Annotated in this window: 14 protein-coding genes, 1 tRNA gene and 2 rRNA genes; 14 read left to right on the forward strand and 3 right to left on the reverse strand. The window is 48.8% G+C overall.

Annotated features, from left to right (window positions below; translation table 11 throughout):
- The first annotated feature begins 54 nt into the window (after positions 1-54).
- The 9 genes from PGRAT_RS00385 (at position 55) to PGRAT_RS00425 (ending at position 10,420) form a co-directional block, all read left to right on the forward strand.
- Positions 55-2,981 (forward strand): 23S ribosomal RNA (locus tag PGRAT_RS00385).
- A gap of 76 nt (positions 2,982-3,057) precedes the next feature.
- Positions 3,058-3,174 (forward strand): 5S ribosomal RNA (rrf, locus tag PGRAT_RS00390).
- 793 nt (positions 3,175-3,967) lie between these two features.
- Complete coding sequence (guaB, locus tag PGRAT_RS00395) at positions 3,968-5,425, forward strand: IMP dehydrogenase (protein ID WP_025706010.1); 1,458 nt, start codon at positions 3,968-3,970, stop codon at positions 5,423-5,425.
- 124 nt (positions 5,426-5,549) lie between these two features.
- Positions 5,550-6,947, forward strand: a complete 1,398-nt coding sequence (locus PGRAT_RS00400) for a D-alanyl-D-alanine carboxypeptidase family protein (RefSeq protein WP_025706011.1) — start codon at positions 5,550-5,552, stop codon at positions 6,945-6,947.
- A 112-nt stretch (positions 6,948-7,059) separates the two neighbouring features.
- Positions 7,060-7,941 (forward strand): pyridoxal 5'-phosphate synthase lyase subunit PdxS, encoded by an 882-nt coding sequence (pdxS, locus tag PGRAT_RS00405; RefSeq protein WP_025706012.1) that lies wholly within the window; start codon positions 7,060-7,062, stop codon positions 7,939-7,941.
- A 20-nt stretch (positions 7,942-7,961) separates the two neighbouring features.
- Positions 7,962-8,546 carry a pyridoxal 5'-phosphate synthase glutaminase subunit PdxT gene (gene pdxT / locus PGRAT_RS00410; RefSeq protein ID WP_025706013.1) on the forward strand — a complete coding sequence of 195 codons (585 nt, stop codon included), beginning with the start codon at positions 7,962-7,964 and terminating at the stop codon, positions 8,544-8,546.
- 85 nt (positions 8,547-8,631) lie between these two features.
- On the forward strand, positions 8,632-9,921 hold the full coding sequence (serS, locus tag PGRAT_RS00415; protein WP_025706014.1) for a serine--tRNA ligase: 1,290 nt from the start codon (positions 8,632-8,634) through the stop codon (positions 9,919-9,921).
- Between the two features lie 64 nt (positions 9,922-9,985).
- Positions 9,986-10,074 (forward strand) — tRNA-Ser (locus tag PGRAT_RS00420).
- Between the two features lie 136 nt (positions 10,075-10,210).
- Positions 10,211-10,420, forward strand: coding sequence for a hypothetical protein (locus tag PGRAT_RS00425; protein WP_025706015.1), 210 nt, complete (start codon positions 10,211-10,213; stop codon positions 10,418-10,420).
- 72 nt (positions 10,421-10,492) lie between these two features.
- Here the strand turns inward: PGRAT_RS00425 and PGRAT_RS00430 are convergent, their stop codons facing one another.
- Positions 10,493-11,581, reverse strand: coding sequence for a LysR family transcriptional regulator (locus PGRAT_RS00430; RefSeq protein ID WP_238326815.1), 1,089 nt, complete (start codon positions 11,579-11,581; stop codon positions 10,493-10,495).
- Here PGRAT_RS00430 and PGRAT_RS00435 point away from each other — a divergent pair.
- The 4 genes from PGRAT_RS00435 (at position 11,581) to PGRAT_RS00450 (ending at position 14,412) form a co-directional block, all read left to right on the forward strand.
- Positions 11,581-12,528 carry an NAD(P)-dependent oxidoreductase gene (locus tag PGRAT_RS00435; protein WP_025706017.1) on the forward strand — a complete coding sequence of 316 codons (948 nt, stop codon included), beginning with the start codon at positions 11,581-11,583 and terminating at the stop codon, positions 12,526-12,528. The two genes, PGRAT_RS00430 and PGRAT_RS00435, sit on opposite strands and share 1 nt — an antisense overlap.
- Before the next feature lie 175 nt (positions 12,529-12,703).
- Entirely contained in the window at positions 12,704-13,045 is a 342-nt protein-coding gene (locus tag PGRAT_RS00440; protein WP_020428196.1) for a hypothetical protein, read from the forward strand.
- A gap of 15 nt (positions 13,046-13,060) precedes the next feature.
- Positions 13,061-13,213 carry a small acid-soluble spore protein P gene (locus PGRAT_RS00445; RefSeq protein ID WP_025706018.1) on the forward strand — a complete coding sequence of 51 codons (153 nt, stop codon included), beginning with the start codon at positions 13,061-13,063 and terminating at the stop codon, positions 13,211-13,213.
- 101 nt (positions 13,214-13,314) lie between these two features.
- Positions 13,315-14,412, forward strand: coding sequence for a DUF6612 family protein (locus tag PGRAT_RS00450; protein ID WP_025706019.1), 1,098 nt, complete (start codon positions 13,315-13,317; stop codon positions 14,410-14,412).
- A gap of 110 nt (positions 14,413-14,522) precedes the next feature.
- Here the strand turns inward: PGRAT_RS00450 and PGRAT_RS00455 are convergent, their stop codons facing one another.
- Both PGRAT_RS00455 and tadA read right to left on the reverse strand, forming a co-directional pair.
- Positions 14,523-15,086, reverse strand: coding sequence for a GNAT family N-acetyltransferase (locus tag PGRAT_RS00455; protein WP_025706020.1), 564 nt, complete (start codon positions 15,084-15,086; stop codon positions 14,523-14,525).
- A gap of 10 nt (positions 15,087-15,096) precedes the next feature.
- Complete coding sequence (tadA, locus tag PGRAT_RS00460) at positions 15,097-15,597, reverse strand: tRNA adenosine(34) deaminase TadA (protein ID WP_411830871.1); 501 nt, start codon at positions 15,595-15,597, stop codon at positions 15,097-15,099.
- Between the two features lie 308 nt (positions 15,598-15,905).
- On the opposite strand from tadA, the gene PGRAT_RS00465 reads away from it, so the two are divergent.
- Positions 15,906-18,221 carry an ATP-binding protein gene (locus tag PGRAT_RS00465; protein WP_025706022.1) on the forward strand — a complete coding sequence of 772 codons (2,316 nt, stop codon included), beginning with the start codon at positions 15,906-15,908 and terminating at the stop codon, positions 18,219-18,221.

Raw genomic sequence — 18,221 nt, forward strand, 5'->3', positions numbered from 1 at the left:
CAAGTTGAAATAGTTATTAGTTGATACAGCGGTTTCCCCTACGGGAAAACGCATGGTTAAGCTAATAAGAGCACACGGAGGATGCCTAGGCGCCAGGAGCCGACGAAGGACGTGGCGAACAACGAAACTGCCTCGGGGAGCTGTAAGCAAGCTTTGATCCGGGGGTGTCCGAATGGGGAAACCCAGCTGTGGTAATTCGCAGTTACTCATACCTGAATACATAGGGTATGCAGAGGCAGACCAGGGGAACTGAAACATCTAAGTACCCTGAGGAAGAGAAAACAATAGTGATTCCGTCAGTAGCGGCGAGCGAACGCGGAACAGCCTAAACCAAGGGGCTTGCCCCTTGGGGTTGTGGGACGTCTCACATGGAGTTACAAAGGAATAGGGTAGGCGAAGAGGTCTGGAAAGGCCCGCGATAGAGGTAAGAGCCCTGTAACCTAAACCCTGTTCCCTCCGAGACGGATCCCGAGTAGTGCGGGGCACGTGAAACCCCGTATGAATCCGGCAGGACCATCTGCTAAGGCTAAATACTACCTGGCGACCGATAGTGAAACAGTACCGTGAGGGAAAGGTGAAAAGCACCCCGGAAGGGGAGTGAAATAGAACCTGAAACCGTGTGCTTACAAAAAGTCAGAGCCCGATCTATGGGTGATGGCGTGCCTTTTGTAGAATGAACCGGCGAGTTACGTTTAACATGCAAGGTTAAGGTGAGAAGCCGGAGCCGCAGCGAAAGCGAGTCTGAATAGGGCGACTAAGTATGTGGACGTAGACCCGAAACCGTGTGATCTACCCCTGTCCAGGGTGAAGGTGCGGTAACACGCACTGGAGGCCCGAACCCACGTATGTTGAAAAATGCGGGGATGAGGTGGGGGTAGCGGAGAAATTCCAATCGAACTCGGAGATAGCTGGTTCTCCCCGAAATAGCTTTAGGGCTAGCCTCGGTGAATGGAGTCGTGGAGGTAGAGCACTGATTGGGTGCGGGGCCCGCAAGGGTTACCAAGCTCAGTCAAACTCCGAATGCCATGGACTTCTTGCCGGGAGTCAGACAGTGAGTGCTAAGATCCATTGTCAAAAGGGAAACAGCCCAGACCATCAGCTAAGGTCCCCAAGTGTGTGTTAAGTGGGAAAGGATGTGGAGTTGCACAGACAACCAGGATGTTGGCTTAGAAGCAGCCACCATTGAAAGAGTGCGTAATAGCTCACTGGTCGAGTGACTCTGCGCCGAAAATGTAACGGGGCTAAACACACCACCGAAGCTATGGCTAGATACGTATGTATCTGGGGTAGGGGAGCGTTGTGTATACGTTGAAGGTGTACCGTAAGGAGCGCTGGAGAATACACAAGTGAGAATGCCGGTATGAGTAACGAAAAGATCAGTGAGAATCTGATCCGCCGAAAGCCCAAGGTTTCCTGAGGAAGGCTCGTCCGCTCAGGGTAAGTCGGGACCTAAGGCGAGGCCGACAGGCGTAGTCGAAGGACAACAGTTTGAAATTACTGTACCACCGTAATCCGCTATGAGCGATGGGGTGACGCAGGAGGGTAGTGACGCGGACTGATGGATGTCCGTCTAAGCAGTGAGGCTGGTGTGCAGGCAAATCCGCACACCGTAAGGCTGGGCTGTGATGGGGAGCGAAAATTACAGTAGCGAAGGTCATGATCTCACACTGCCAAGAAAAGCCTCTAGCCAGGAGAAGGTGCCCGTACCGCAAACCGACACAGGTAGGCGAGAAGAGAATTCTAAGGCGCGCGGAAGAACTCTCGTTAAGGAACTCGGCAAAATGACCCCGTAACTTCGGGAGAAGGGGTGCCTCGGTAGGGTGAATAGCCCGAGGGGGCCGCAGTGAAAAGGCCCAAGCGACTGTTTAGCAAAAACACAGGTCTGTGCGAAGCCGCAAGGCGAAGTATACGGGCTGACGCCTGCCCGGTGCTGGAAGGTTAAGGGGAGCGGTTAGGGGCAACCCGAAGCTGTGAACCGAAGCCCCAGTAAACGGCGGCCGTAACTATAACGGTCCTAAGGTAGCGAAATTCCTTGTCAGGTAAATTCTGACCCGCACGAATGGCGTAACGACTTGGGCGCTGTCTCAACGAGAGATCCGGTGAAATTTTAATACCTGTGAAGATGCAGGTTACCCGCGACAAGACGGAAAGACCCCATGGAGCTTTACTGCAGCTTGATATTGAATTTGGGTACGATCTGTACAGGATAGGTGGGAGCCGTAGAAGCCGGAGCGCAAGCTTCGGTGGAGGCGCCGTTGGGATACCACCCTGATCGTATCTAGGTTCTAACCTGGTACCCTAAGCGGGTACGGGGACCGTGTCAGGCGGGCAGTTTGACTGGGGCGGTCGCCTCCTAAAGAGTAACGGAGGCGTTCAAAGGTTCCCTCAGAATGGTTGGAAATCATTCGAAGAGTGCAAAGGCAGAAGGGAGCTTGACTGCGAGACCAACAAGTCGAGCAGGGACGAAAGTCGGACTTAGTGATCCGGTGGTACCGCATGGAAGGGCCATCGCTCAACGGATAAAAGCTACCCTGGGGATAACAGGCTTATCTCCCCCAAGAGTCCACATCGACGGGGAGGTTTGGCACCTCGATGTCGGCTCATCGCATCCTGGGGCTGAAGTAGGTCCCAAGGGTTGGGCTGTTCGCCCATTAAAGCGGTACGCGAGCTGGGTTCAGAACGTCGTGAGACAGTTCGGTCCCTATCTGTCGTGGGCGCAGGAAATTTGAGAGGAGCTGTCCTTAGTACGAGAGGACCGGGATGGACGTACCGCTGGTGCACCAGTTGTTCCGCCAGGAGCATGGCTGGGTAGCTACGTACGGACGGGATAAGCGCTGAAAGCATCTAAGCGTGAAGCCCCCCTCAAGATGAGATTTCCCAATTAGTAAGACCCCTTGAAGACGACGAGGTAGATAGGTTGGAGGTGGAAGTGCAGCAATGCATGGAGCTGACCAATACTAATCGGTCGAGGGCTTATCCAAAAAATAAAACGCAGATTCGTTTCGGATTCAGTTTTCAGGAATCAAATTCCTGAAGCATTTACGCTGTAAATGCCCGTTTGGTGGCGATAGCGGAGGGGTTCCACGCGTACCCATCCCGAACACGACCGTTAAGCCCTCCAGCGCCGATGGTACTTGGACCGAAGGGTCCTGGGAGAGTAGGACGCCGCCAAGCACATGAAGCCATTGTTGAGCAATCGACAGTGGCTTTTTTGTTGTTTTTTGAAATTATACAATGTCCAAAAGTGTGGATTCCCTGGAATTTTCAGATAATATAGCCGGTGTAGGAGGAATGGGCTCCACCAGCGGAATGAAGCGGACAGAGGGTCTTATTTTGCGAAAAAGCCTGCGTTTCTGGGGGATACGGACTCAGGAGTCCTTATGTCGTTCGATCGAGCCCGGAATAAGGGGGGAAACAGCGGAATCTCGGTCCGTTAGTCTGCGGAATGGAGAAATTTGACTCCATAAGGGCTTTCCTGTCCGTAACAACCATGGATAGTGCGGATAGATCGTGAAGGGGTTCATAACGTCGGCTGAGGGACCCACCGAAATCGCAGCTCAAGTTGTTATTTAGCTGCCAGGGTGATGTTGTGTATTGTGAATGCTGATAGATAAGACCCTGCTTGCTGCATCATTTGCAGATGCCGTAAAGAGAGCCAGTGAGTTCGGAGATTAATTCCAACTGTCCTCTCCAAACGGACTTTCATCCAAGAATTCGCTTACTCGGCAACTGTTTTTGGAATAACTTCTCCCCTGATGTAATATTCTTGACAGGCTAAAAACCCTTTGCTAAGATGGCAATAATATATTTTTGGACAAGCATCTCAAACCTTAACTGAAGATACGAAAACGTGCAGCGTACAAGTCTTTCCCGGTGTCTGCCGGGTATGGACTTTAACTCTGGTTTCTTCATTTATAAAGTTTGCAGGCGTTTAGAATAAATACAATTTCGAGGAGGAATGACCCAGGTGTGGGAAGATAAGTTTGGCAAAGAAGGATTAACTTTTGACGATGTGCTGCTGGTGCCGCGTAAATCTGAGGTGCTGCCAAAGGAAGTTGATTTGTCTACGGTATTGAGCAAGAATGTGAAGCTGAACATTCCTTTGATGAGCGCGGGTATGGATACGGTCACTGAAGCAGCCATGGCGATCGCCATTGCCCGTGAGGGCGGCATCGGCATTATTCATAAGAATATGTCCGTGGAGCAGCAGGCGGAAGAGGTAGACCGTGTGAAGCGCTCCGAAAGTGGCGTTATCACGAATCCTTTTTCTCTTACTCCAGACCACTGGGTGTCCGACGCAGAAATCCTGATGGGCAAATACCGTATTTCCGGTGTGCCTATCGTAGATGAAGGCAACAAATTGGTTGGAATTTTGACCAATAGGGATTTGCGCTTTATTCATGACTTCAATATCCAGATCAAAGATGTAATGACGCATGAGAATCTGGTAACAGCTGCTGTGGGCACTACGCTTCAGGAAGCTGAAGTTATCCTGCAGCGCCATAAGATTGAGAAACTGCCCCTGGTGGATGAGAACAACATTCTTAAGGGTCTGATTACCATAAAAGATATCGAAAAAGCCATCCAATTCCCGAATGGTGCTAAGGATGCGCAGGGCCGGCTGCTCGTAGGCGCAGCAATTGGCATATCCAAGGATACATTTGAACGGACAGAAGCTTTGATCAAAGCCGGGGTCGATCTTATTACTGTAGACTCTGCCCATGGCCATCATATCAATATCATTGATGCTGTCCGCAAATTGCGCAAGCTGTATCCGGATCTTACCATTGTAGCCGGCAATGTAGCTACTGGGGATGCTACCCGTGAGCTGATTGAAGCCGGAGCTTCAGTGGTCAAGGTTGGGATTGGACCTGGGTCGATCTGTACCACTCGTGTAATTGCCGGTATTGGTGTGCCTCAAATTACAGCCATTTATGATTGTGCGACGGTAGCCCGTGAATACGGTATTCCTATTATTGCAGACGGCGGAATTAAATACTCCGGAGAAATTACCAAGGCTATTGCCGCAGGAGCATCTGCTGTCATGATGGGCAGTCTGTTCGCTGGCACAGAGGAAAGCCCTGGGGAATCCGAAATTTACCAGGGACGTAAATTCAAAGTCTATCGTGGCATGGGCAGTATGAGTGCCATGAAGCAAGGCAGTAAAGACCGTTACTTTCAGGATGATGATAAGAAGCTGGTTCCTGAAGGTATTGAAGGCCGTGTAGCTTTCAAAGGATCGCTTTCGGATACGGTTCATCAGCTTCTAGGCGGACTTCGTTCGGGTATGGGATATTGCGGAACCAAGACACTGACGGAGCTTCGTAATGACACTTCCTTTATCCGGATTACCGGAGCCGGTCTGCGCGAGAGTCATCCGCATGACGTACAAATTACTAAGGAAGCTCCTAACTACTCCCTATAGTACAAGTTGAATGATATTTTAAGGGCAGACAGGACGAATTTCGTCCTGTCTGTCTTTTTTTGCAGGTACCCCTGTGTTAGAATAGAACAAGCAATGGATATGAGGGCAAAAGGAGAGTAAATCATTGAAACACAAGTATAAATTCAGCGGTAAGCAATTTGTAATTAAGACAGCGACAGTAGGTCTGCTTTTAAATATGCTAGCTTCTCCCGTAAATTCGGCGCTGGCTGATGCGGTGAAGACACCAGCAACTACAGAATCAGGCACAGCAGCTGCCAATAAAGCAACGGCCAAAGCAACGGCAGTCAAGATTCCTTCGGTGGAATCGTTGGGATTGAACCTGAAATCTGCAGTTCTGCTGGAACCTACTACCGGGGAGGTGCTCTTGTCGCTAAATGCAGATGTGCCCCTGCCTCCGGCGAGCATGACCAAAATGATGACCGAGTACCTCGTTACAGAAGCCGTTAACAAAGGCCAGTTATCCTGGGATCAGAAAGTCGTGGTGCAGGAGAATGCGTCCAAGCAGATTGGCTCGCGTATTTTTCTGGCACAAGGTGACGAACACACAGTCAAAGAGCTATACATAGCCATGGCAGTAGGCTCTGCAAATGATGCTACGGTAGCTTTGGCAGAAGAGGTTGCTGGATCTGAACAGGAGTTCGTCGCTCTGATGAACGAAACTGCACAGAAGATGGGGATGAAGACGGCTTATTTCATTAATTCCACCGGTCTGAACCGGGCGGATATGCCGGCAAAATTCCAGCCTGACACTGATCGTGAAACGGTAATGTCCGCTATGGATGCAGCAATTCTCGCCAAACATATAGTCACCGACCATCCGGATTTCACAGATTTTACGACCATTCAGTCCTACAAATTCCGCGAGCGCGATAAAGCGCCGATGGTTAACTATAACTGGATGCTGGAATCGAACAAGAATGTTACCAACTTCAAGGCCTATGCTTATCCGGGGCTTGATGGTCTGAAGACCGGGCATACTAATAATGCTGGCAACTGCTTCACCGGTACGGCTGTACGGGATGGCATGCGGCTGATTAGTGTTGTAATGGGGGCAGATTCGGAACCACACCGGTTCACGGAAACGAAGAAGGTACTTGATTTTGGCTTCAATAATTTTGAGGTTAAGCAGGTTGTAGCTCCTAAAGCCGTCATTGCAGGCAACGAAACCGTTCCTGTATTAAAAGGCAAAAACAAAAGTGTCCCCATTGTGACAGATGCTGGCGTTACTTTTATCGTGCCTAAGGGAACTGCATCCCCACAGATCAAAACTGCTGTAGTTATTAATGATCCAGCTACCTTGGTTGCACCGATTGCCGGAGCCAGCAAGGTCGGTAAAGTGACGTATTCCTACCAGGTCGAAGGTATTACTCAAGTTCAAGAGAAGACCGTCAACCTGATTACGGCTGAAGAAGCGGAGAAGGCAGGCTGGTTCAAGCTGCTGATGAGAGCAATTGGAGAGTTTTTTGGCGATCTGTTTAAAGGAATTAAGAACCTGTTCTAACGGCTGAAACATGCCGGTATCAGGAATAAATCCGAGTAAATAGGTTGTATATATAGCCGCCTTGCGGCAAAAGGATAGGTTAAATTTAGTATTTCATTCGGGAGGCTTGGTCATGGAAACAGGAACATCGCGAGTAAAAAGAGGCATGGCAGAAATGCAAAAAGGCGGCGTCATTATGGACGTCATGAATGCAGAACAGGCAAAAATTGCTGAGGCTGCGGGAGCAGTAGCCGTTATGGCGCTGGAGCGCGTCCCTTCTGATATTCGCGCAGCAGGCGGTGTGGCCCGGATGGCCGACCCTACCATTGTGGAAGAGGTTATCAAGGTAGTTAGCATCCCCGTGATGGCCAAAGCCCGTATCGGACATTATGTAGAAGCGAAGGTTCTGGAGTCCCTGGGCGTGGATTATTTGGATGAGAGTGAAGTGCTGACTCCCGCTGATGAGGTGTTCCATATTAACAAGCGTGAATTTACTGTTCCGTTTGTATGTGGAGCCAAAGATCTGGGTGAAGCACTGCGCCGTATCAATGAAGGTGCATCCATGATCCGTACCAAAGGCGAGCCGGGAACCGGCAACATTGTTGAAGCTGTACGCCATATGCGTTATATTAACAGCCAGATCCGTAAAGTAACCAATCTTTCATTGGACGAGCTCTATAATGAAGCCAAGACACTTGGTGTTCCTTACGAACTGCTGCTTGAAGTTCATGAACTGGGTAAACTGCCGGTAGTTAACTTTGCTGCAGGCGGTGTGGCAACTCCGGCTGATGCTGCTTTAATGATGCATCTGGGAGCCGATGGTGTTTTTGTGGGCTCCGGTATTTTCAAATCCGATAATCCAGAGAAGTTTGCCCGCGCAATCGTGGAGGCTACTACTCACTTTACGGACTATAAATTGATTGCTGAAGTATCCAAGAACCTCGGCACCCCGATGAAGGGGATCGATATTGCCTCACTGTCGCCGGCAGAACGCATGTCGGAACGCGGCCGTTAATCAGAGAGAAGGTTGTTCCGATGAAGATAGGGGTGCTGGCGCTTCAAGGCGCAGTAACAGAGCATATTGTTAGTATAGAGAAGACCGGGGCACAAGGTCTGCCAATTAAACGTGTAGAGCAGTTGGAAGAGATCAAGGGACTGATCATTCCGGGCGGTGAGAGCACGACGATTGGCAAGCTCATGCGCAAATATGGCTTTATTGAAGCGATCCGTGATTTTGCTGGCCAGGGCAAGCCTGTTTTTGGGACATGCGCCGGAATGATCGTACTGGCTAAGCGTATTGATGGCGGCGAGCCCGCGCATTTGGAACTGATGGACATTACAGTTGCCCGGAATGCCTTTGGACGCCAGCGTGAAAGCTTTGAATGTGATTTGGAAGTTAAAGGGATCAGTGAGCCGGTTCGTGCTGTCTTTATTCGTGCTCCGCTCATTAAAGAGGTTGGGCCGGAAGTTGATGTACTCACGGTCTATAAGGGTGAGATTGTGACTGCCCGCCAGGGTAATTTGCTCGTATCCTCTTTTCATCCGGAGTTGACAGATGATTATAGGCTGCACCAATACTTTGCCGATATGGTGGAGTATAGCGTAGCAGCCAATCAATAGAACCGTATATAAGAACATTCCGACTCTTTCAAAGCTGTGAACAGCATATTGAAAGAGTTTGGGCTGTTTTCAGGAGGGAAACTTTGTGCTAGATGTAAAAATATTGCGCAGTGATTATGCCAGAGTAGAAGAAGCATTGAATAAAAGAGGTAAATCGCTTGATTTGATTGCCGGATTCCCACAGCTGGATCTGCGCCGCCGTGAGCTGCTGCAAGAGACTGAGGGGCTGAAGAACCGCCGTAATACTGTATCTGGTGAAGTGGCGAAAAAGAAGAAAAACGGCGAACCTGCGGATGATTTAATAGCTGAGATGCGCACCGTGTCTGACCGGATTAAAGAGTTGGATGATGAAGTAAGAGTACTGGAGACCCGGATTGAGGAATTAACCATGAGCATTCCTAATATCCCGCATGAATCGGTACCCGTAGGCAAGTCCGAGGAAGAGAATGTGGAAATCCGCCGGTGGTCGCAGCCGCGTGAATTTGGGTTTACGCCGAAGTCGCATTGGGAGCTGGCGCAGCAGCTGGACATCATTGACTTTGAAGCCGCTGCCAAGGTTACAGGCTCTCGGTTTGCTTTTTACAAAGGACTGGGAGCACGTCTTGAACGTGCAATTATCAACTTCATGATGGATCTTCACAGCGGAGAACATAACTATGAGGAGATGCTGCCGCCTTATATTGTTAATAAGGACAGCCTATACGGTACCGGCCAGCTTCCTAAGTTCGAGGAGGATCTCTTCAAGCTGCGGGATACCGAATATTATCTGATACCTACTGCTGAGGTTCCAGTAACGAATTACTACCGCGAGGAAATTCTGACGGCTGCAGATCTGCCGAAGTATCATGTGGCCTACAGCTCCTGTTTCCGTTCTGAAGCAGGCTCGGCCGGACGTGACACGCGCGGGCTGATTCGCCAGCACCAGTTCAACAAAGTGGAGCTGGTAAAGCTCACCACTCCTGAGACCTCATATGCGGAACTTGAAAAGATGACGGCGGACGCTGAACGTGTGCTGCAGCTCCTGGAACTGCCATATCGCGTACTGGGCCTTTGTACGGGCGATATGGGCTTCACTTCTGCTAAGACTTACGATCTTGAGGTGTGGCTTCCAGAGAGCGGCATGTACCGTGAAATCTCCTCCTGCTCGAATACAGAGGACTTCCAGGCGAGACGGGCCAACATTCGCTTCCGCAAGGAGCCTAAAGCTAAGCCTGAATTTGTCCATACACTGAATGGCTCCGCGCTTGCCGTTGGCCGTACCGTAGCCGCTATTCTGGAGAATTATCAGCAGGAAGATGGCACAGTGCTGATTCCGACAGTACTGCAGCCGTATATGCGGAATGTGAAAGTGATCAGTCCAAAAGCTTCTCAATAATTATACTTGCAAAGGCTTGCTCTGTATGGTATACTTTCTAATGCATGTGAAATTTTGATGCATTGGAGAGGTACCGAAGCGGTCATAACGGGGCGGTCTTGAAAACCGTTAGGGTGCAAGCCCACATGGGTTCGAATCCCATCCTCTCCGCCAGTTTAATAAAAGAACCCTTTCTGTATAAGGATTTGCAGCGAGTATGATTGAAACGCACTTTACCGTTGGATAGCGGTGTGGTGCGTTTTTTTGTGTTCGCGGCCGTTGGATAATCATCTGACGGAGGTATAGGATTATGAATACAAACACGGGTGGCAAACAGCATAAACGCGGGCAGCGGAAGAACAATTTGGTCATTCCCCAGCGGTTTCCCGACCGTCTGAGTCCATCGGTTTTGGAAACGTCCCGGGTTCCGGCAGTTCTTGGCATCGGAGTCCAGCGGCCTGGACAACTTTGTACCGAATCGGGATGTAATTCGAGCGAAAAACGCGATTTTCCCAAGTGATTAAGATGACAAACCGGACGGCCTCGTCGATGGACATCGCGTTTGGTGTACTGAATATCCCGACAGGTCAGATCATTGTATTCCAAATATATCTTGCAGATAGTTATCAAGAATACGAAGGGGTTCGTGTAAAGCTTGGTTTGGAAACTTATGAGTTACCTTATAGCATATTCTTGGAGGCAGCGATACCGATAGTTTCTGAAGAACAAAATCTCCCATGCGCATCATATGTGCGCCAATCGAGGCGGGAACTATCGTCCATTGTCTGGCGTCCTTCAAAAAAGTGGTGATGAGTCCCGCTGTGTCCAGATGAACACGGGACGGGCAAAGAGGGTCCCACCACTGGTCATGTCTGAATTGAAACTCTCTATTCCAATTTATGAGGACTTCGTCTTGCGCCGCCAACTCATCCATTTCAATAGTATCTCCGGCCTGCCGTCCCGGCACAGCCAGGCGCAACAGCACCATTTCTTCAGTAAAAAACGGTTTAACAGTGACACTAGGCGACACGATTTCTCGCACCACAAACGCCACATCCATCTCGCGCCGCTCAATACTATCAAAAGCTTCCTGAGTATGCTGCGTACGAATTTGCAGTCGGATGGACGGGGTATGCTGATTAAGCATTCTATATATAGGAGGCAAAACAAAGTGACTTATACTTTCGGCAGCGCTTATTGCCAGACTTAACTGCGAACCGCTAGCCTGTAAGATTTGTGTTTCCCTCCAGAGAGCATCCCATCTTTCCGCAATGCTAAAAAAGTTTTCCCCTTTTGGGGTCAGACTGATTTTGGGTGCCCCTTTCCTCCGCTCGACCAAAAGGCAACCCATTTCCTGTTCCAATGACTTTAACCGATAGCTCACCGTAGCTTGTGACAGGTGCAGCAATTCGGCCGCTTTGCTTATACTCCCGGTCCGTACAATAGCTAAAAACGCTTCGATCCCAGGAAAATACATAGAATACCTCCTCAATATATAGAAATGATTAATATAGTTCACAAAATATTTGAGTTTTACAACATTATTCTTTATGTTTAAAATTATCCTTAATAAAGGCGAGGGGTCAAATGTTTTTTTCTCTGGAATTAGAAGGATAAAATGACGATCATCAAACGGGTCTTCTTCGAAGAATGGTATAGGTAATGAAAGGTGGTTTAGCAATGAAGGTTCTCATAGTTGGTTATTTTAGCGAAACCTCGAAATCAAATATTGTAAGATATTTTCCTCAAGACTGGAAGGTTGTAATTGTCCCGCCCGGAAAAGAAATGCTGCATCATATTGAAGATTGCCAGGTAATCATCCCTGAACATATTAAAGTGGATCACAGTCTGCTTTCTATCGCAAAGAAATTAAAATTGGTCCAGACGGGTGCAGGATTTGATAATGTAGATGTCCCTGCCTGTACACAGCTCGGCATTTGGGTGGCCAATGCTGCAGGAGTAAATGCACAGGCAGTGGCCGAGCACGTAATGGCACTGATGTTGTCTTATTATAAAAACATACCGTTTCTTGATACTTTCATGAAAAACAGGTTGGATGAAAATCAATTGGACTATACAGGGAGTGAATTAAAAGGCAAAACGGTTGGGATTATCGGTTTGGGAGCTATCGGAAAAAAAGTAGCTGCGTTTTGCAGGGTTTTTGATATGAATGTGCTGGCTTATGCGAGAAATGCTCATGTACCATCGGACGGTTTTGTGAAAATGACGGATTTTGATACTCTTGTAAGCACATCGGACATAATCAGTGTACATGTACCCTTGAATCAGCAAACCAAACAACTGATCAGCAAAGCGACATTCGAGAAAATGAAGAGTACCGCTCTTTTTATCAATACAGCCCGCGGCGGGATTGTCAACGAAAGAGACTTGATTGATGCATTAAAAAATGGGGATATTTCAGGCGCATGCCTGGATGTGTTTGAAACTGAACCGCTTCCTATTGACAGTGAGCTCCGGAATATGGGTAATGTAATACTTACTCCCCATACAGCAGGAATGCCTGATGGCCGAAAATTTCATAAAAAAAGATATGATTTCTTTATAAACAATATAAAACGTGTAGAAAATGGTGAAGAGCCTGAAAGCAGGCTCAATCAGTTATTATAGTTTTGGTGCTGCCTTCCTTGGAAGACAGCTTTTTTTGTTTTGTATGGAACAGACTCTGCAGCAGCGGCAAGGAGGCTCTGCCTCACGGAGGAGAATCAGTCCGGGAACCGGTAGCACCAAGTATAAAAAGCTCCTTTTCTTCGCAATGTAATAGGGAAGGAGGCTGATAATAACAATGAACCGAGAATTACAGCTGGATCAGCAAAGTTTGGTTTCTGCTTGGCAGGAGCGTCTGCCTGCTCTGATGGAGGATGGAGACAGCTTTAGCGTACAGGGTGACGCAGCGGACCCCAGCAGTCTGCTGGTTCATTTTAATGCTGCCGGACGCCAGGCGTATTCCCTTGACTTTCGTTGTACTTATGTCGACAGCCGTGAGGTTGCAGTAAGCCTAATTGATGCTGAAGAAGCTGGGCGCCAGACCGATGAACGCTCCGATGCAGTTCAGCTTTTGGCCCAGCGGTACACCCGACAGATTCATGAATGCGCTCAGGCGCTTCAAGACCTGACCAATCCCTAGGAGGCAAACCTACAAATGAGCAAACCCAAAAGCATGCCTGCACCAGGTTCGGAAGATAACCATCAGGAACGCCGGAAGGAACATAAGTCCTCCGGTCCTGAACCGCTTTCCGGCTCCAAAAAGGTTAAGCAGGCTAACCATGTAGACCATCATAACCGCCAAGGCTGATTTTTTTAGAGTGATATTAAGAAAGAAATGTTTCTCATAATTGCCAAATGGTTTATCATAAGGGAGGGAAGAAATAGTTTACATGGGAGAGGAGATTTTTAATGAAGAGAAAATGGGGGTTGTCCGCTGCCGCACTGCTGCTAACTGCTGCAGTAATTTTACCCGGCTGCGCCAACAAGGAGCAAGCGCCTAAGGAGGCACTGAAATCTGCTGCGATCAAAGCGACTACTCTGAACTCGTATGAGATGAAGAGTAAGCTGGTGATTAATAATCTGGCTATAGATGCGCCAGCAAACGGTGAGTCAGATAGCTCAACAGCGCAGGTGCTCAGTATGCTGAAAAACGCCGATATCACTATTGACGGTGTCTATCAGGCAGATCCAATGCAGACCGAAATGACGATGGTACTCAATCTGAAGGGTGATATGACGATGTCCTTCACGATTCCAATGGTCATGACCACGGAGAAGGTATATATCAAAATACCGTCAATCCCATTCCTGCCGCTTCCGGAAACAGTGGTCGGCAAGTTCGTAGAGCTTGATCTGAAAAAACTGGCTGAGCAGGGAGGAACCGAATGGAACCCTGGCGCTCTTGATACTCAGAAGATGCAGAAGCTTTCCAATGAGGTGCTTAACACATTGATGGGCGAGTATGATGATAAAACATACTTCAAGAACATTAAGCCGAAAGACGCCGCTTTGCCTGAGGGTGTAGAAGCAGAGCAGGTGGTTCAGTTCAACGTAACCAATGATAACGTCAAAGAGGCGCTTACGATTCTTGTGAATAATGCTTTGCCGAAGATTATCGATATCGTGAGCAAGCCGGAATATAAGGATATGCTGAAAATTGACGATGCCGACCTGGCTAAAGCCAAAGAAGAGCTGAAGTCCAGTGAAGCCCGTGCAGAATTCGACAAGGACTTGGCTGATTTAGGAAAATATCTGACCATCAACAAATTCAATGTGAATACAGCGATCAACAAGGACGATTTTCCGGTGTATCAGGATCTCCTGATGGACATTAAGGTGAACAATCCAGACAAGGGCGAGAATGTCAGCTTGTCCTTAACCGCCAGCAATCAATACAGTAAAATCAATGAAAAGCAGACCTTCACCATTGGCATTCCTCAGGGAGACGATGTCATTACCATGGATGAGCTGCAGCAGGAATTTGGAAGCATCGGCAGCTCCTACTAAGTAAAGTTGAAATAAAAATCCCGCATATGTGCGAAGTCTTTCGCGCTAATGCGGGATTTTTCATGATCCCCATAACAGGGGAGAAGAGCTCTCACCGGAGAAGACTGTCATTACTCCTGTGGCTGGACATCATCGGCTAGAATAGCGTAAGTGCGGTGGTCCTGCCATTGTCCATTAATTTTAATAAAACGGCGGGCTATGCCCTCAGCCAGGAACCCGTTCTTCTCCAAGACCCGGCGGGAGCCGTGATTATGAAGCAGAATGGCGGCTTGCACTCTATGCAGGCCAAGGGAACGGAAGGCAAACTTCAGGATAAGGCCTACGGCTGCGCTTGTATATCCTTTTCCCTGCAGTGCGTAATCAATGAAATAGCCTATATCCGCAAACTGTCCAACCCCACGTACTACATTAGAGATCGTGATCTGTCCAATCAGCATGCCATCAAGTAAAAATATACCGAACATGTACGCCCGGTCTTCCAGAGAGTCCTCTACACGCTGAGCAAGGAGCCGCTGCTGGCTCTCCCGTGTAAAGTAATCGTCGTCGCGCAGCGGTTCAAAGGGTTGATGGTGTTCTTTATTGCGCAGACGCAGCTGGAGGAGTACATCAGCATCCTGGATCTGCAGCAGAGAAATATAAATGCCATGTGATGTGTCATATAACTTGTGATTCATGGGATTCTCCTTACTTTGAAGATTTCTTGCGCAGCTGCCGGAAAAAAGTGGTCAACAGTTCAGCGCATTCCTGCTGCAGTATGCCCTGAATGACCTCAGTGCGGTGATTAAAGCGCGGCTCCTCCAGAAGATTCATGAGCGTACCTGCACAGCCGGCTTTGGGATCCGGGGTGCCGAATACGGTAAGCGGCACTCTGGACTGGACCATGGCTCCCGCACACATAGGGCAGGGCTCCAATGTAACATATAGGCAACAGTCCAGGAGGCGCCACGAACCAAGCAGTGCACTGGCTTCGCGAATCGCCACCATCTCTGCATGGGCGGTGGAATCCATCGTTGTCTCCCGCAGGTTATAGCCGCGGCCGATAATTTCCCCATCACGGACAACTACGGCTCCTATGGGAACCTCGCCTAAAGCTTCCGCTTTGCGGGCCTCCTCAATCGCTTTTTTCATCCAATATTCATGAACCGCCAATTCCTCAGAGGACAGTTCATTGTTTATACTATTCAAGCTCATCTTCCCTTCTACATACCCTCTTGTGCAACGAACAAATATTCGTTCTTAACAAATTGTGCATAACTCTGTGGATAAGGCTCGACTTATACACAATATTGTGCACATCGCAATCTGATAAAATGTTTATATGTGCATAACCTGTGGATGGTTTCTTATCCATTGTAGAGAAAGTGTCTACACAATTCAATATTTCCCGAAACATCAGCGAGAGTGAAATGTCTTTTCAAATGGGAAGGCAAAAGGTATGATATGTTTGAATGCTCCGCTAGGATTTACCAGCGGATAAGAGGTGAAAATACAGCTTGTCCATAAAAACTAAGTTATCGGCAATCATTTTCGGATCGGTGCTCTTAATTCTGGCGCTTAATCTAACACTTAATCTTCATGCCGCCCGGAGCAATCTTCGCAATGAAAGTGTGAAGAATATGAAGATGGCCGCCAGACAGATTGCCGTTTCGGTCGAGCAGAGCAGCTATAGCTCTAATTATGTGCAGCATCAAATTGCCCAGAACCTCAGATTGACCGCTATTCTGGCTTCCAAAGAGCTTGATCCCGATATTAAAAATGTGAAGGATGCTCAACTGGTTGCGCTGGCCCATAAGCTGGGAGTGTCTAATATTTCGCTCCTGGTCAAGACTGAGGATGATGTGATTGTAGCCAGATCCTCAGATCCCGGTGAGATTGGTCTGTCTACCAAAGGTATGGGCTATTGGTATGTGGCATTTCTGGAGCTGTTTGCAGGTCAGGAGGTTTCCGTCGAGCAGGGGCAGAGCTTTGAGCATTTTTGGTCAGGCCCCTTTGAGTATTCTACCTCCAATCCGAAGTTTATCGAGAAGTGGGGATACTATTATGATCAAAAAAGCAATTACATTATAGATCCTTACATTCGCAGCACCGCCGTAAGTGATTATGTCAAGATTATGAATCCCGATGAGATTGTCCGCCAGTCCAAGGAGGTTAACCCGGGTATTCTGGAGATCACAGGAATCAATCCCAAAACCTTTGGAGTATCCACAATGCTTCCGGATGGCAGTGATCCTACCAATCAGAAGCTGAGAAGCCGTGCTATTAAGTATGGTACGTACATTTATGGCAATGTGGAAGAGGACAAGACGGCTGTTATGGAAGCTCTTAGCGGCGGCATCCCTCTTACACTGGACACACAGGCGCTGGGTAAAAGAGTGCTGAAAACCTTTATTCCCATTACGCAGCCGGGAGTAGAGGATTACGTCATCAGTGTAGTCATGGATTATTCAGTTATTTCCTCTGTAATCAAAGAGCAGCTGATCAATAATGTGACTACATCGATAATCCTGCTGTTAGTTTTTTTTGCGGCGAGCTATATCCTTGCGGGTCTTGTTACCCGGCCGATTCAGCATATCCTGGCAAAAGTTAATGATGTGGCCCGAGGCAAATTCGAGCCTCCGCTTAAGGTGGATAGCCGTGATGAACTGGGACAACTGGCACACCGTATCAATGCCATGACCTCCCATCTGCTGCAGCATACCAACCGGCTGGGGCAGACGCTGGAAGAGAACCGGGCTGTCAAGGAACGGCTGGAGTCAGTCATTAATGGCACTTCAGATGCCATTCATACTATGGACATGGACGGACGGATTATCAGTACGAACCGGGCTTTCGAAGAATTGTATGGCTGGAGCGCGGACGATGTGTCGGATAAGACGCCATACCTGGTGCCTGCTACGGCGCAGAAGCAGGAGGAAACCAGACTGAGAGAGCTGAAGAACGGAGTGGTTCTGCCACCACTGGAGACGATCAGGCTGAAACGCGACGGTTCGCTCGTTGAAGTCAGCGTCAGCAGCTCGGTCATCCGTGACGAGGAGGGCAACCCGCAGTCTTTCGTCCATGTCTCGCGTGATATGACAGAGCGAAACCGGATGGAGGAGCTGCTGAGACGCTCTGAGAAGCTGACGACGGTCGGCCAGCTTGCCGCCGGAGTTGCCCATGAGATCCGTAATCCGTTAACCACCTTGAGGGGATTTCTGCAGCTTCAGCAGGAGAAGAAGATTCTGGTGCCGCTTCATATTGAACTTATGCTCTCGGAGCTGGAGCGGATCAATATGATCGTGAGTGAATTTTTGATTTTGGCCAAGCCGCAGGCTGTGCATTTTCAGCTGAGGGACGTCCGGCTGATTTTGGGTGATGTGATCTCACTTCTGGACAGCCAGGCGCATCTGTTCGGCATTGAATTCGAGGCCCGGTTTTCCCAGCAGCCGGCAACGGTCCACTGTGAAGAAAACCAGCTGAAGCAGGTGTTTATCAACATTGTCAAAAATGCAATTGAGGCCATGCCTGACGGAGGTACAATCATACTGGAGCAACAAATCATTGACGGTACCGTAGTGATTGTCATCTCTGACGAGGGTGAGGGGGTTCCTGAGGAAATGCTGCCCAAGTTAGGGGAGCCGTTCTTTACCAACAAGGAGACGGGAACGGGCCTTGGGCTGATGGTCAGCCAGCGGATTATCCAATCCCACAAGGGGAGCCTGGAAATACACAGTGAATACGGGAGCGGTGCTCAGGTTACCATTAAACTGCCCGAAGCCGGAGAGCATACTCCCGGGCAGGCTATGAACGAAGAACGGAGTGAAGATTGA

The organism is Paenibacillus graminis, assembly GCF_000758705.1.
GTDB lineage: Bacteria > Bacillota > Bacilli > Paenibacillales > Paenibacillaceae > Paenibacillus_AQ > Paenibacillus_AQ graminis.

Excerpts from the sequence above, each read along its gene's own strand:
- PGRAT_RS00440 (WP_020428196.1), top strand. The coding sequence starts at position 12,704 with ATGAACCGAGAATTACAGCTGGATCAGCAAAGTTTGGTTTCTGCTTGG.
- pdxS (WP_025706012.1), top strand. The coding sequence starts at position 7,060 with ATGGAAACAGGAACATCGCGAGTAAAAAGAGGCATGGCAGAAATGCAA.
- PGRAT_RS00445 (WP_025706018.1), top strand. The coding sequence starts at position 13,061 with ATGAGCAAACCCAAAAGCATGCCTGCACCAGGTTCGGAAGATAACCAT.
- PGRAT_RS00455 (WP_025706020.1), bottom strand. The coding sequence starts at position 15,086 with ATGAATCACAAGTTATATGACACATCACATGGCATTTATATTTCTCTG.
- PGRAT_RS00425 (WP_025706015.1), top strand. The coding sequence starts at position 10,211 with ATGAATACAAACACGGGTGGCAAACAGCATAAACGCGGGCAGCGGAAG.
- PGRAT_RS00435 (WP_025706017.1), top strand. The coding sequence starts at position 11,581 with ATGAAGGTTCTCATAGTTGGTTATTTTAGCGAAACCTCGAAATCAAAT.
- pdxT (WP_025706013.1), top strand. The coding sequence starts at position 7,962 with ATGAAGATAGGGGTGCTGGCGCTTCAAGGCGCAGTAACAGAGCATATT.
- PGRAT_RS00450 (WP_025706019.1), top strand. The coding sequence starts at position 13,315 with ATGAAGAGAAAATGGGGGTTGTCCGCTGCCGCACTGCTGCTAACTGCT.